Source organism: Streptomyces sp. NBC_00539, assembly GCF_036346105.1.
GTDB lineage: Bacteria > Actinomycetota > Actinomycetes > Streptomycetales > Streptomycetaceae > Streptomyces.
On record NZ_CP107811.1, the window covers coordinates 3,496,526 to 3,510,815 of the forward strand.

Consider the following 14,290-nt stretch of genomic DNA (forward strand, 5'->3'; position numbering starts at 1 on the left):
GTGCCTGTGCCCCGCCTGGCCGGTGGGCCGGGCGGGGCACAAGGGGGGCGGGATGCGGGGAGAGGGCTACTCCTCGCCGGCCAAGGTCAACCTGCGGAGCTTCTGGCCGGCGTAGACCGTGGCCCCTACGGTGACCACGACGAGCAGGACGGCGGCGGTCGGCAGCGCCACGGTGGCGTCGACGTACCCTTCTCCGGCGATCTTCTCCGCCAGGGACAGGGACCACTGCTGCACGCTCAGCGTCTTCGCGCCGGAGACCAGGCTGCCGAAGAGCGACTCCCAGATCAGGGCGTAGACCAGGCCGAAGACGACCGCATGCCGGCTGACCGTGCCCAGGAGCAGGAACAGCGCGCTGTACGCGATCGAGGCGACCAGGGCGGCGACGGTGTAGGCGACGGCGATCTGCTGGCCGTTGCCGTTGAGGATGAACCCGGCGATCAGCGTGGGGATGGCGGAGAACGCCATGGTGACGGCGATCGCCACGATCAGCTTGGTCATGATGATCGTCGGTCGCTTCACCGGCTTGGAGAGCAAGTAGACGATCGAGCCGTCATCGATCTCGGGGCCGATGGCACCGGTGCCGGCGATGACGCCGATCAGCGGGACCATCGTCGCGAGGGCGAAGCCGCCGAGCAGGTCCGCTGCGACCTTGTCGTCCACGCCGGTGAGGGCGCGGACGGCAACGGAGATGAGGATCAGCAGTGCGGGCAGGGCGAAGAGGATCAGCGCACGCCTTCGGCCGAGCAGGGCACGGTAGGTGAGCCGGGCAACGGTGGGGTTGTACATGAAAGCCAGCTCCTCAGGCCGTGACGAGGTAGGAGAAGACCGACTCGAGGGACTCGTCGGAGGGGGAGACCGTCAGCAGCCGGATGCCGGACGCACGGGCGACCCGCGGCAGCAGTTCGGTGAAGCGGCCGAAGTCGACGGCCTGGATGCGCAGGGCACCTTCCTTGAGGTCTACCTCGATACCGGCCGTGGAGGGGTCGGCGATGAGGGCCGCTGCGAGCGCCCGGTCGTCGGAGGAACGGATGAGGTAGCGGTGGGGGCGGTCCGTCATCAGGCGGCGGATCTTGCGGAAGTCACCGGAGGCGGCGTGCCGGCCGGCGACGACCACCTCGATGTGCGAGGCGAGCTGCTCGACCTCCTCCAGGATGTGGGAGGAGAACAGCACCGTGCGGCCCTCGTCTCCCATCCGCCGCAGCAGTTCCATCAACTGCATGCGCTGGCGGGGGTCCATACCGTTGAACGGCTCGTCGAGGAGCAGCACGGACGGCTCGTGGACGAGGGCGGAGGCCATCTTCACGCGCTGGCGCATGCCCTTGGAGTACGTGGAGATCTTGCGGTCCTGGGCGTACTCCATCTCGACGGTGGCGAGCGCCCGCTGCGCGGCCGCATCGTCAAGCCCGTGGAGTTCGGCGTTGGCGACGACGAACTCGCGACCGGTGAGGAAGTCGTACATCGCTTCGCGTTCGGGCACGACACCGACCTGCTTGTAGACCTGTTCGTTGCGCCAGATCGGCGTGCCGTCGAGGGTGACGGTGCCCGTGGAGGGCGCCAGGAAGCCGCCCATCATGTTGATGAGGGTGGACTTCCCGGCGCCGTTGGGACCGAGCAGTCCGGTGACGCCGGGACCGATGCGCATGGTCACGTCGTTGACGGCGACGACGTTCCCGAACCAGCGGGAGGTGTGGTCGATGTCGATGGTGGTCACAGCCCGGCCTTCCGGTAGCGGGCCATCAGGGCGGCGTAGGAGCCGGCGATGAGGGCGAGGATGACGAGCAGGTAGACGGTGCCGGCGTCGGCGCCGGGGCCCTCACCGCCGGGGAATCCGGAGGTCGCACCGAGGAAGGCCGTCTGGAAGCCGTCGATCAGGGTGATCGGGGAGAACAGGCCCATCCACTCGATGGCGCCGGCGGAGCCGGTGTTCCAGGCGATGCCCTGTACGGCGGTCACCGCACCGTAGGGGATCAGGAGCACGGCGATGATGGCGGCGACGCCGAACCCGCGGCGCGGCGTCAGAGCGGCCATGACCAGGCCCACACCGGCGAACAGCAACGACAGCAGCAGTACGGACACCAGTCCCTGCCCGAATCCCTTGGTCTGGTACCCGAAGTCGAACTTCGCCAGCAGCGAGCCCACGTACATGATCAACAACGGGGTTGCGGTGAGGATGAACAGCGCCGACGCCATGGCCGCGTACTTCGCCACGACGTAGTCGACGCGCTCGATGGGCCGCGAGAAGTAGAGCGGCACCGTCTTGAAACGCAGGTCCCGGGAGACCGACTGCGGCGCCTGGGAGGCGAGGTACAGACCGATCACCACCTGGGTGGTCAGGGCGTACGTCGTGTACTTGACCGGAAGGTCGGTGGAGCCCGGTACCGCGATGGCGACGGCGACGAGGATCAGCGCGGGAACGCACATCACCGCGAAAAGGATCATCGGCAGCACTTTGGACTTGGCGGAACGGCCGAGCCCGTAGGCGCCGCGCAAGGACTGCGAGAACAGCGACTTGCGCCCGTAGGCGCGGCCGAGCCGGGCGCCGTCGTAGGACCGGTAACCGATGTTGTGGATCTGGGTCGAGGTGTCAGGCGCCATCGGAACCGGCTCCCTTCTGCTGGTGGATGTCACTGTGGCCGTTGTCGCGGAAGACCTCCGCGATGTGGTGGCGGCGCTGCTCCATGCGGACCAGGCCGATACCGAGGTCGGCGACGGTGTCGCGGACCTGGTCGTACGTCTGCTCGCCCGTCGCCTCCACGAGGAGGATGTGGCCCGCTCCCGGCAAGCCCTGTTCGTCGGCCGCGTGCAGGGTGAGGCCCGCCTCGGTGAGCGCCTTGCGCAGGGCGGCACTGCCGTCCGGGTGTGCGTCGGAGTCGGTGACCTCCACCGCCAACGTCGCGGTGTTCTGCGTGAAGTCGCTGGTGGAGCTGGAGCGCAGCAGCTTGCCGCCGTCGACCACGACGACGTGGTCGCAGGTCCGCTCCAGTTCCCCGAGGAGGTGCGAGGTGACGAGGACCGAGATGCCGAAGTCGGTGTGGACACGGCGGATGAGGCCGAGCATCTCGTCGCGGCCGACCGGGTCCAGGCCGTTGGTGGGCTCGTCCAGGAGGACCAGCTGGGGGTCGTGGACGAGGGCCTGGGCCAGCTTGACCCGCTGCTTCATGCCCGTGGAGTACCCGCCGATGGGGCGGTAGCGCTCTTCGTAGAGCCCCACGTGGCGCAGCGTGTCAGCGGTCCGCTCCCGCGCCGCGGTCGGCGGCAGCCCGGACATGCGTGCCATGTGCACGACGAACTCGGTGGCCGAGACGTCGGGGGGAAGGCAGTCGTGTTCGGGCATGTAGCCGACGCGTTCGCGGATGGCGCTGCCATGCGTGGCGACGTCGAGTCCGAGTACGGCGGCACGGCCCTCGGTGGCGGGGGACAGTCCCAGCAGAATCTTGATCAGCGTGGACTTGCCGGCTCCGTTGGCGCCCACCAGGCCGGTAACGCCGGGCCCGATGTCCAGGGAGAGCCGGTCGAGAGCGGTCACTCGGGGGTACCGCTTGCTCAGGCTTTCGGTCGCGATGACAGTCACGGCTTCGACGTTAGTGGTGCGGAGCACCGCGATCGTCAGACCTGGAGCGGGACCCCGTCTCCGCCTTGAGGACTACGGACCCTGACAGAAGTCTTACGCGGACGGGGGAGCCCCCGCGCGGTGGCTGCGGGCCCAGGAACTTTATCCACAGGTCTGTGCACGGCCCTTGACGTGACCTCTGGTCATTGTCACATTCATCAGTGTCAAGTTACGGACGCGTACGGCTATACGGACGGGCGGCTGACATGGCTGGGGACACCACGCAACGCACGAGGCACGGCACCACGCTGACACGCTCGTCGCTCACCGCACGTTCCACCGAGCTGCGCGGGTTCCGGGAGGTGCAGCGCCTCGCCTACGAGTGCGCCGAGACCGTCGCGGCGCAGCTGCGTGCCGGGGTGACCGAGCGGGAAGCGGCGCGCATGCAACGGGAATGGCTGCGTGAGCGCGGGGTGCGGGACTGGTTCCACATGCCGTTCGCCTGGTTCGGGGACCGCACCGCCTTCGTGAACTTCAAGATCCCTCTTCAGTTCTTCCCGACGAACCGGAGGCTGGAGCCGGGGATGCCGTTCATCCTCGACATGGCCCCGGTCTACAAGGGGCACGCCGCCGACATCGGCTACTCGGGCAGCCTCGGGCTCAACCCCGTCCAGGACCGCCTGATGTCCGACCTGCGGCCTCATCGAGAGCTGATCTTGAAACAGGTCCGGGAGCGGCGCCCGCTGCGCGAGATATACGAGAACGTCGAGCGGCTCATGACCCGCCAGGGCTACGCCAACCGGCATCGCGCCTACCCCTTCGGCGTGATCGCGCACAAGATCGACCGGGTCAAGGAGCGGCGCTGGTCACCCACCGCCTTCGGATTCGGCACCCAGTCCCTCAAAGGCCTGGCGAGCGACGCCCTGCACGGGCATCGTGAGGGCTGGTCCCCGCTGTGGAGCCCGTACCACTTCTCCGACCACCCGCCGCAGCCCGGACTGTGGGCGGTGGAGCCGCACCTGGGCTTTCGGGGGACCGGCGCGAAGTTCGAGGAGATCCTGGTCGTCACCGACTCCCGGGATCCCGAGGAGAGCGCCTTCTGGCTGGATGACGATCTGCCGCACGTGCGGCGCTGGGCTGAGGAGAACGCGGCATGAGCGGCATGAACGGGGCAGGGCTCACGGGGGCGCGCGAGCGCCGGGTGCGCACCGGCGGCGTCGACCTGTGTGTCGTCGAACTCGGTGAGGCCGGCCGGCCGACCGTGGTGCTCGTGCACGGCTACCCGGACAGCAAGGAGGTCTGGTCGGAGGTCGCCGAAAGGCTGGCCGCGCGCTTCCACGTCGTGCTGTACGACGTACGGGGCCACGGGCACTCCTCGGCACCGGTTCCGCTGCGCGGCGGCTTCACCCTGGAGAAGCTGACGGACGACTTCCTGGCTGTCGCCGACGCGGTCAGTCCGGACCGGCCGGTGCACCTGGTCGGGCACGACTGGGGCTCCGTCCAGGGCTGGGAGTTCGCCACGGTCGCCCGTACCCAGGGCCGGATCGCCTCCTTCACCTCCATGTCGGGACCCTCCCTCGACCACTTCGGGCACTGGGTCAAGGAGCGGATGGCGCGGCCCACCCCGCGGCGGGTCGCCCAGGTCCTGAACCAGGGCCGCAAATCCTGGTACGTGTACGCACTGCACACTCCCCTGCTGCCGGAGCTCGCCTGGCGCGGGCCCCTCGGCAAGCGGTGGCCCGGGATGCTCCAGCGCGTCGAGAAGGTCCCGGCCAGCGACTACCCCACCGCCTCTCTGCCCTCGGACGCCGCGCACGGTGCCTGGCTCTACCGCGACAACGTACGGCCCCGCATGCGCCGGCCGCGCGCCGATGCGTACGCGCACGTACCGGTCCAGCTGATCGTCCCGACCGGGGACGTGTTCCTTTCGGAGAGGCTCTACGACGGGCTCGAACGGTGGGCCCCGGATCTCGTGCGGCGGACACTGGCCGCCCAGCACTGGGTGCCCCGGACCCGTCCGGACCAGGTGACCGCCTGGATCACGGAGTTCGTCACCGCCACGGAGGAGCCCGCGACGCGCGCGCCGGAGCGGAAGGCGCCGGGCAAGTACACCGACCGGTTCGGTGGGCAGTTGGTGCTGGTCACCGGCGCTGCCAGCGGCATCGGACGGGCCACCGCCTTCGCGTTCGCGGAGGCCGGGGCGCGGGTGGTGTGCGTGGACCGGGACGGCGAGGGCGCGGCACGCACCGCCGAGATGGCCCGCCTGGTGGGCGCTCCGCAGGCCTGGGGGGAGTGCGTCGACGTCAGCGACGAGCAGGCGATGGAGAAGTTGGCGGCGCGGACCGCCGCCGAGTACGGGATCGTGGACGTCCTGGTCAACAACGCCGGGATCGGGCTCTCCGGCCCCTTCCTGGAAACCACTTCGGAGGACTGGAAGAAGGTCCTCGACGTCAACCTGTGGGGCGTCATCCACGGCTGCCGGATTTTCGGGAAGCAGATGGCCGAGCGCGGCCAGGGCGGGCACATCGTCAACACCGCTTCCGCCGCCGCCTACCTGCCGTCCAGGACGCTGCCCGCCTACAGCACCTCGAAGGCGGCGGTCCTGATGCTGAGCGAGTGCCTGCGCGCCGAGCTGGCGTCGCAGTCGATCGGCGTCTCGGCGATCTGTCCCGGCATCGTGAACACCAACATCACCGCCACCTCCCGGTTCGCCGGAGTGGACGCGGACGAGGAGAAGCGCCGCCAGGAGCGTTCCTCCCGGCTGTACGGGCTGCGCAACTTCCCGCCGGAGAAGGTCGCCGACGCGATCATGCTCGCCGTGGTGCGGAACGAGGCCGTCGTACCGGTGACCCCGGAGTCCAAGGGTGCCCTGTGGATGTCCCGCTTCGCACCGCGCACCCTGCGGCGGATCGCGAAGCTGGAGCCCCGGCTGTGAGCCCGGCCGGCTTCCCCGCCCGCACGGAGCCCGGCACGGCCGTATCCGGCTACCTGCGGCGGTCGTACCATCCCTCGCAGGAGGGCTCGCTGCGCACGGCGGTCGAGCACCTGGCGGCGTCACCTGCCGCCCGGGCCGCGGCGGGCGCGGCCGGCCGAGCAGCCATGTCGTAGGGAGCCGGGATTGTCCGATCAGGCGCTGGCCGAGTACCGGATCGAGGATCTGGCGCATCACAGCGGGGCGACGGTCCGCACGATCCGCGCCTACCAGGACCGCGGGCTGTTGCCGAAGCCGGAGCGGCGCGGCCGCTCCAACGTCTACCGGGACACCCATCTGGCGCGGCTGCGCCAGATCGCGGACCTGCTGGACCGTGGCTACACCCTCGCGTCCATCAAGGAGTTGCTGGAGGCCTGGGACGCCGGGCGCGGACTGGGCGGCGTACTGGGTCTGGTCGCCGAGGTACACGGGCCCTGGACCGACGAGGAGGCGGCACGGATCAGCCGGGCCGAACTCGACGAGCGGTTCGGGGGCAGGCCCGACGACGACGCGGTGGGGGAGGCGTGCGAGCTGGGGGTGCTGGAACGGATCCCCGGGCGGCCCGATGAGTTCCTCGTCCCTTCCCCACAGGAGCTGGCGGTGGCCGCCGAACTGCACGCGGCCGGGGTGCCCCTGTCAGCGATCACCGGGCATCTGCGGGAGCTCCGCGGCCAGGTGGAGCACATCGCCTCGCGGTTCCTGGAGTTCACCACCGAGCACGTCTTCGCACGCTACCTGGGGCACGTCCCGCCCACGGACGCGGACGCCGCGGAGGCGGCGACGATGGTACGGAGGCTGCGCCCGTTGGCACAGCAGACGGTGGACGCCGAGCTCGCGCGGGCGATGCGGCTGTTCGCCACCCGGCACCTGCAGCGGCACCTGGGCACCGTCGGAACGGCACAGGCACCGGGACCGTCGACGGTGCCGCTGCCCGCCGAGACGGTGCGGGCGGTGCAGGACCTGGTCGGTCCCGAACACGTGGGGGAGTTCGTCCGGGCCGCCACCGAGCGGGAACTCCAGGCGCGGACCATGAACGAGCTGGCCAGCCGGGGCAGCGGCCGGTAGCGCTCGATCAGTAGTCCACAGGGCGAATCGCGCTCTTGCCGCCAAAACCCGCCGAACCGGCTGTGGACAACTCGGCCGTCCCTGTGGGCAACCAGGGCGGCATCTCATATCGCGAGCGACTCCGAGGCATTCGTGCGGGGGAAATCAGCCACCGGCGTGGCCGGTTCGGTCGCATCCGACGCACCGGGGGCGACATCCGGGAGCGCCGTCCCGGCACCACCGCGCCCGGTTCCGCGCCGGGCGCCGTAGAGCAGCGCGGCGAGCGCGAGGCCGAGGGCTCCGCCGAACAGTTGGGCGGCGACGAACCCGGGCAGCGACCGGGGCGCGATCCCGGTGAACGAGTCGCTGAAGGCACGTCCGACGGTGCCGGCCGGATTGGCGAAGGATCCCGAGGAGGTGAACCAGATGGCTGCCGCGATGTACGCGGCGACCGCCGCCGGAATCAGCCGCGGGCGACCGACGTGGCCGAGGCCCTGGATGACCAGCACCAGTCCGGCGGTCGCGACGACCTCACCGACCAGCAGGTGGCCGCCGTCGCGGACCTGGGTGGCGAAGGTTCCCGGGACGCGGCCGAACATGACCTCGGCGAGGACGGCCCCGCCGATCGCGCCGGTGGTCTGGGCCGCGGTGTACACGAGGACCTCCCGGCCGCCCACGCCCTCGCCACCGGACCGCCGCGCCCACCAGGAAGTGAGGGTGACGACCGGGTTGAGATGGGCGCCGGACAGCGGGCCGAGCAGAGTGATGATCAGACCGAGGCCGATGGCGGAGGCGAGCGAGTTGGCGACGAGTGCGACGCCGGCGTCACGACTGAGGGCCTTGGCCTGGATCCCGGAGCCGATCACCACCACCAGCAGTCCGGCGGTGCCGATGAGCTCGGCCGCGGCGCGGCGCGGCAGTGAAGCATCGATTGGCATGGTTCCCTCCCCCTGAGATGCGACTAATCGGAAAATGTATTCCGTATCTTGGAATCGCGGTAGGGGCGTCCGGCTCACGGGACCGGCGAAAACCCGCTGCACACTCCCGCTCGCAAGCGGCACCCTGGGACGATGGACGACAGACGCACCGTGAAGGTGTCCAAATACGTCTCGAAACACCTGCGGCACCGGCCGGAACGGATCGGACTGGTGCTCGATCCACAGGGCTGGGTGGAGATCGACGACCTGCTCCGCGCCGCCACGACCCACGGGTTCCCGTTCAGCCGGGCCGAGCTCGACCACGTCGTCGCAACCAACGACAAGCAACGCTTCGCCGTCGAGGGCACGAGAATCCGGGCCAACCAGGGCCACACCGTCACGGTGGACCTCGGCCTGCCCGAGGCCGAACCGCCCGCGTACCTGTACCACGGCACCGTGGCCACCGCTCTGGACGCGATCCGCTCCGAGGGCCTGCGGCCGATGGCCCGCCACCACGTACACCTCTCGGCCGACCGGGAGACCGCGACCCGGGTGGGCGCCCGGCGCGGTCGGCCGGTCGTCCTCGCCGTGGACGCCGCCGCGATGCGCGCGGCCGGACACGCCTTCCGGATCAGCGCCAACGGCGTATGGCTGGTCGATGCGGTACCGCCGCCGTTCCTGCGCTTCCGGTAGCCGCGGTTCGTGGCGTCCGGTAACCGCGGAATTCGCGCGGAGATTGTCAGATCATCCCCCTACCCTGTTCCTCAATTCCGGGATCGGTGAGGGGGGCACCTCGCGATCGCCGAACCACTCACGCGACACACGAGGTGATGCTGCATGACGTCCACGACCCCGGCGCAATCGTCGGCCCCGCCCGACCCGGCGGCCAACAGCTTCCAGGTAGACCTGCGCGGCCTGGTCGACCTGCTCTCCCACCACCTCTACTCCAGCCCTCGCGTCTACGTGCGCGAGCTCATGCAGAACGCCGTGGACGCCATCACCGCACGTCAGGCCATCGAGCCGGACGCGCAGCCCCGGATCCGGCTGTGGGCCGCGGACGGAGCGGTGGGCATTTCGGACAGCGGCATCGGACTGACCGCCGACGAGGCGCACTCCCTGCTCGCCACCATCGGCAGGAGCTCCAAGCGCGGCGGCGAACACGGCCTGGAGACGGCGCGCAAGGACTTCCTCGGGCAGTTCGGCATCGGTCTGCTCGCCTGCTTCGTCGTGGCCACCGAAATCCGCGTCATCACGCGGTCCGCGCGCGACCTCACCGCGCCGCCCGTCGAGTGGCTGGCAAAGGACGACGGCTCGTACACCGTCCGCGAGCTGGACCACGACGCCGGACACGAACCCGGTACCACCGTCTTGCTGCGTGCCCGCCACGGCGCCGAGGAGTGGATGGTCCCCGCCAAGGTCGAGCAACTCGCCCGGGACTACGGCTCGCTGCTTCCCTACGACATCACCTTCCAGGCGGGACCCGACGCCGAACCGCGCTCCGTCACCGACCGCCCGGCCGTGTGGGACCGCCCCTATCCCACCCCGGCTGCCCGCCGCGTCGCGCTGGCGGCCCACTGCGCACAGGCCTTCGGATTCACCCCGCTCGACAGCATCGACCTCGACCTGCCCGTGGCCGGTGTGCGTGGCGTCGCCTACGTCCTGCCCGAACCGACCAGTCCCGCACACCGGTCCGGCCACCGCGTCCACCTCAAGGGCATGCTCCTCACCGACCAGGCGAGCAACCTGCTGCCGGACTGGGCGTTCTTCGTCCGCGTCGTCCTGGACACCGACACACTGCGTCCCACCGCCTCCCGCGAAAACCTGTACGACGACGAGACCCTGGCCGCCGTACGGGAAGCGCTCGGCTCCCGCATCCGGACCTGGCTCGCCGAGCTGGCCGCGAGCGAACCCGAGCGGCTCGCAACCTTCCTGGGTGTCCACCACCTCGGCGTGAAGTCCCTGGCCCGGCACGACGCCGAACTGCTGGGCCTGATGCTGCCGTGGCTGCCGTTCGAAACCAGCGACGGCTCTATGAGCCTGGAGGAGTTCGCGGCCGCGCACAGCGACATCCACTTCACGCGCACCGTCGAGGAGTTCCGCCAGATCGCTCCGATCGCGGCGGCCCACGGGCTCGGCGTCATCAACGCCGGCTACACCTACGACGCCGACCTGCTGGCCTTGTTGCCCGCCGTACGCCCCGACCTCAAGGTGACGGAACTGGACGCCGGAGCCGTCACCGAGCGCCTCGACCCCGTCCCCACCGACGTCGAACTCGCCCTCGCCGGATTCCTCTCCAGCGCACGCACCCGACTCGAAGCACAGGGCTGTGACGTGGTGTTGCGCGCCTTCCAGCCCGTCGCCGTCCCCGCGCTCTACCTCGACGACCGCCAGGCCCGGCAGGAGCGCGACCGCACCGCGGCCCTGGACAGCGCCGATTCGCTCTGGACCGGGATCCTCGGCGCCCTGCGCGGTTCCGCACCGCGCGCCCGCTTGGTCCTGAACCACAACAACCCGCTGATCCGACGCATCGCCGGCCTCCCCGACGAGGCCCTCACCGGAACCGCCGTCGAGTCGCTGTACGGGCAGGCACTGCTGATGTCCCAGCGACCGCTGCGCCCCGCCGACTCGGCCCTGCTCAACCGGGCGTTCCTGGGGCTTCTGGAATGGGCGACCCACTCCCACGACGCCCAGGAGGGCCACAAGTGACGACCCTGACACGCGAGGAGATCGAGCGCGGCCTGGCGGAGAACCGTCACGCGCCCGGGGGCGCGGCCCGCAATGCCCACGCCGAGGTGCTGGCAGGCGCGGCCGAGGCGAGCGGCGACGCCGCCCTTTTCCGTGAGGCGCTGGACAACCTCATCAACGCCTACCTCTACAGCGCCGAGTCCCCGAAGCTGCTGGTGCCCTTCGCCCGGCTGCTCCAGGAGTACGACAAGGACCCCGGTGCCTTTTCCGAAGGCGCCACGCACTCGCTGTTCTGGCAGTTCAAGTGGGTGGCCACGGCCATCGGCAACTCTCCCGACATTCCTCTCGAGTCCGCCGCCGGCTGGCTGGAGGACATGGAGCGCCGCTACCGGATCGCCGGTTACAGCGAACGCCCCGTACGCGAGGCCGAGATGTGGCTCGCCGACGCGACCGGTGACGACGAGCGGGCCGAACGCGCCTTCCGCGCCTGGCGCGGCACCGATCGCGACCAGATGAGCGACTGCCACGCCTGCGAGGACAACAGCCAGGGTCAGTACGCCGTTCTGCGCGGCGACGACGCCCAGGCCCTGGACGTCTGGAAGTACGTGCTGGAAGGGCAGCGCGTGTGCGCCGAGGAGCCCCACCGGGTCCTGGCCACCTCGTTGCTGCCCTTGCTGCGAGTCGGGCGCTTCGATGAGGCCCGCTCCCACCACCTGCGCGGCTACCGTCTGGTCCGGGGCAACGAGAGCCTGCTGCCCTCGGTCGGGAAGCACATCGAGTTCTGCGCGCTCACCGGCAACGAGTCGCGCGGCCTGGAGATCCTCGCCGAACACGCCCCCCACATGAGCCCGCTCGGCAACGACCGCGACCAGCTGGTCTTCCACGGCGGTGTCCTCGTACTGCTGCGTCGGCTGCGGGAGCTGGGGCACGGACAGAGCCCGGCCGTCGCCTACGACGGCAGACTGCACAGCGTCTCCGAGCTGTACGAGATCCTCCTCGCCGGCTCGCTGCACACTGCCCGGCGCTTCGACGCGCGCAACGGCACGACCCGGGTCTCCGACCGGTTCCTCGCACGGATCGCGCAGGAGCCGCTGGTCGGGATGCTTGCGCTGGGCGTGCGCAGCCCTTCCCTGCCGTCCACGACGGCGGCCGCTCCAGCGCCCGCACCTGCCGGCGCGCGGACCGAGACCGTGACGGGCGACCTCAGCGAGCTCGTCGGCCGGGCCAGGGCGGCACGCGAGCAGGGGCGTCCGGCCGCTAACGGGCTCTGGAGCCAGGTGGCGGTACTGCTGGACGCGGGCCCACAGGATGCAGTCGACCCGCTGGTCTCGGCCGATGTCGCAGACCACCGGGCGCTGACCGCCGCGCGCGCCGGATCGGTCGACGCCGCGGAGCAGCTGACAGCCGTGCGCGATACCTACCGGGCGCTCGGGCAGGCGGAGCGGGCCGCGCTCGCGGAGCTCCGTCTGGCGACCGTGGCCGCGCAGTCGGGCGCCGAGCCCGACAAGATCCGCGCTCTGCTGGGCGTGGCCCTGAGGGCCGCCGAGGCGCTGGACCCGGCGGACCCCGTACGGACCCGCCGGATCGCGCTCGCGGAACTGGCGTCGATCCGCGTGGGCTCGTACCTGCGCTCGGTCGAGGAACCCCGTCAGGGCGCGGGGCACGGCCACGCGCCCGGGGAGGATCACGGGCACGGTGAACTGTCGGCCGAGCTGAACGCCTTCGTCGCCGCCTACGCGCAGGCGGTTCCCGATGTGGTGGCGGAGGCGGAGGAGGTGCTGGGCCGCGTGGCGCTCGCCCAGGACGACCCTGAGCGTGCCCTGCCCCTGCTGGCCTCAGCCGCGGCTCGGGCGATCGGCGCGGGCCGTCCCTGGATCGCCGTTGATCCGCTGGTGCTGCGGGCCGGCGTGCTGTCGTCACTCGGCCGGCCCGGGGAAGCCGAGGAAGCGGCCCGTTCCGCATGGGAGAACGCCGCGGAGGTGACCGACGCCGAGACACAGGGCGTCGTACGGCTCACGCTCGCCGACATCCTTTTGCGCCGCGCCAACGCACAAGAGGGAGCCGCCGAAGACGCACGAAAAGGTGCCGCGGAGCAGGCGGCCGAGCACGCGCTCACGGCGGCCCACTGGTTCGACCAGGCCGGTCTCAGCGCCGATGGCGGCGCCCAGGCCCGGCTGCTGCTTGCCCGCGCCTATGCCCGCACCGGCCGGACCGCCGAAGCGGCGGAGGTACTGCAGTCGGCGATGCCGGATCTGCTGGAGCACGGAGACGGTCAGGCCGTCGCCGCCCACGAGTTCCTCGGTGATCTACTGCGCGAGCTACGGGAATGGCGTGCCTCGGCGGAGCAGTACGTGCAGGCGGCGGAGATCAGCAAGGAGTGGGAGGACCCTCGTCCGCAGGCGCGCTTCGCCCAGTCGGCCGCCGATCAGCTCTCCAGCGCGGAACTGGTGCCCGAAGCGGTCGCCGCCTATGAGCAGGCCCTCCAGCTCCACCGGCAGGCGGGCGGCGCACCGATCGCCGAAGTACGCATCCTGCGTTCGCTGGCCTGGCTGGGACTGCGTCCGGACGTGACCGGGGCGGCCGTGGCCTCTGCCCGGAACCGGATGGACGAGGCGGCCGACGTACTGGTGTCCGCGCTCGCCCTCGACCCCCAGTCTCGGGAACTGCGGGCCGAGCTCGCCCAGACCTGGCATCAGCTGGCGCAGGTGCTGGACCGTTGGGTGACTTCGAGGGAAGCAGCCGCCAGGGAAGCGGCCGGTGCCGACGCCGGCCCGGATGCGGAAGCGCAGGGCGCGGCCGAGGCCGAGACGCTGCGACTGGAGGAGATCCGGCTGTGGGAGCAGGCGGCCGGTCTCTACGCCGAGCTCGGCCCCGACCTCGTCCAGGACCGCCTCCAGTGCCTGAACAACGCCGCTTGGACCGAGCACGAGCGGGGCCGCCCCAAGGCGGGCGCCGAGCGGATTTCGGCCCTGATCGAGGAGATCCGGGCGCTGCCCGAGGGGACCGTGCCGGAGTGGGTGCTGCCGCAGGCTGAACGGATCGTCACAAGCCTGCTCTCCTGACGCGAGCCCCGATGGGTCTGCCCCCGTCACTCATCGGTGGCGGGGGCAGACTGCGGTGTGC

General features: G+C 70.8%; 11 protein-coding genes and 1 pseudogene. 7 read left to right on the forward strand and 5 right to left on the reverse strand.

Annotated elements, in window-relative coordinates:
- Window positions 1-66 precede the first annotated feature (66 nt).
- From OG861_RS15600 to OG861_RS15615, 4 genes are read right to left on the reverse strand one after another with little or no spacing between them, the layout of a single operon-like run.
- Window positions 67-786 carry an ABC transporter permease gene (locus OG861_RS15600; protein ID WP_329196761.1) on the reverse strand — a complete coding sequence of 240 codons (720 nt, stop codon included), beginning with the start codon at window positions 784-786 and terminating at the stop codon, window positions 67-69.
- 13 nt (window positions 787-799) lie between these two features.
- Window positions 800-1,711 (reverse strand): ABC transporter ATP-binding protein, encoded by a 912-nt coding sequence (locus OG861_RS15605; protein ID WP_329196760.1) that lies wholly within the window; start codon window positions 1,709-1,711, stop codon window positions 800-802.
- Window positions 1,708-2,595 carry an ABC transporter permease gene (locus OG861_RS15610; protein WP_329196759.1) on the reverse strand — a complete coding sequence of 296 codons (888 nt, stop codon included), beginning with the start codon at window positions 2,593-2,595 and terminating at the stop codon, window positions 1,708-1,710. The genes OG861_RS15605 and OG861_RS15610 overlap by 4 nt, the downstream gene beginning before the upstream one ends.
- Window positions 2,585-3,571, reverse strand: coding sequence for an ABC transporter ATP-binding protein (locus OG861_RS15615; RefSeq protein WP_329196757.1), 987 nt, complete (start codon window positions 3,569-3,571; stop codon window positions 2,585-2,587). Before OG861_RS15615 ends, OG861_RS15610 begins: the two co-directional genes overlap by 11 nt.
- Window positions 3,572-3,816: 245 nt before the next feature.
- On the opposite strand from OG861_RS15615, the gene OG861_RS15620 reads away from it, so the two are divergent.
- The 4 genes and pseudogenes from OG861_RS15620 (at window position 3,817) to OG861_RS15635 (ending at window position 7,586) form a co-directional block, all read left to right on the forward strand.
- Window positions 3,817-4,707: a M24 family metallopeptidase gene (locus OG861_RS15620; RefSeq protein ID WP_329196756.1), complete on the forward strand. Its 891-nt coding sequence runs from the start codon at window positions 3,817-3,819 to the stop codon at window positions 4,705-4,707.
- A 5-nt stretch (window positions 4,708-4,712) separates the two neighbouring features.
- Entirely contained in the window at window positions 4,713-6,485 is a 1,773-nt protein-coding gene (locus OG861_RS15625; protein ID WP_329202321.1) for an SDR family oxidoreductase, read from the forward strand.
- A 32-nt stretch (window positions 6,486-6,517) separates the two neighbouring features.
- Window positions 6,518-6,658: pseudogene (locus tag OG861_RS15630) on the forward strand (metal-dependent hydrolase); the annotation flags it as partial.
- A 10-nt stretch (window positions 6,659-6,668) separates the two neighbouring features.
- Window positions 6,669-7,586, forward strand: a complete 918-nt coding sequence (locus OG861_RS15635) for a MerR family transcriptional regulator (protein WP_329196752.1) — start codon at window positions 6,669-6,671, stop codon at window positions 7,584-7,586.
- A gap of 104 nt (window positions 7,587-7,690) precedes the next feature.
- Here the strand turns inward: OG861_RS15635 and OG861_RS15640 are convergent, their stop codons facing one another.
- Window positions 7,691-8,503 (reverse strand): aquaporin, encoded by an 813-nt coding sequence (locus OG861_RS15640; protein WP_329196750.1) that lies wholly within the window; start codon window positions 8,501-8,503, stop codon window positions 7,691-7,693.
- A 132-nt stretch (window positions 8,504-8,635) separates the two neighbouring features.
- Between OG861_RS15640 and OG861_RS15645 the strand changes: the two genes are divergently transcribed.
- The 3 genes from OG861_RS15645 to OG861_RS15655 all read left to right on the forward strand — a co-directional run bounded on the left by OG861_RS15645 (window position 8,636) and on the right by OG861_RS15655 (window position 14,229).
- Window positions 8,636-9,175, forward strand: a complete 540-nt coding sequence (locus OG861_RS15645; RefSeq protein ID WP_329196749.1) for an RNA 2'-phosphotransferase — start codon at window positions 8,636-8,638, stop codon at window positions 9,173-9,175.
- A 144-nt stretch (window positions 9,176-9,319) separates the two neighbouring features.
- A complete protein-coding gene (locus tag OG861_RS15650) occupies window positions 9,320-11,188 on the forward strand; it encodes an HSP90 family protein (RefSeq protein WP_329196747.1) in 1,869 nt (622 codons plus the stop codon).
- On the forward strand, window positions 11,185-14,229 hold the full coding sequence (locus OG861_RS15655; protein ID WP_330261756.1) for a hypothetical protein: 3,045 nt from the start codon (window positions 11,185-11,187) through the stop codon (window positions 14,227-14,229). The genes OG861_RS15650 and OG861_RS15655 overlap by 4 nt, the downstream gene beginning before the upstream one ends.
- Window positions 14,230-14,290 lie beyond the last annotated feature (61 nt).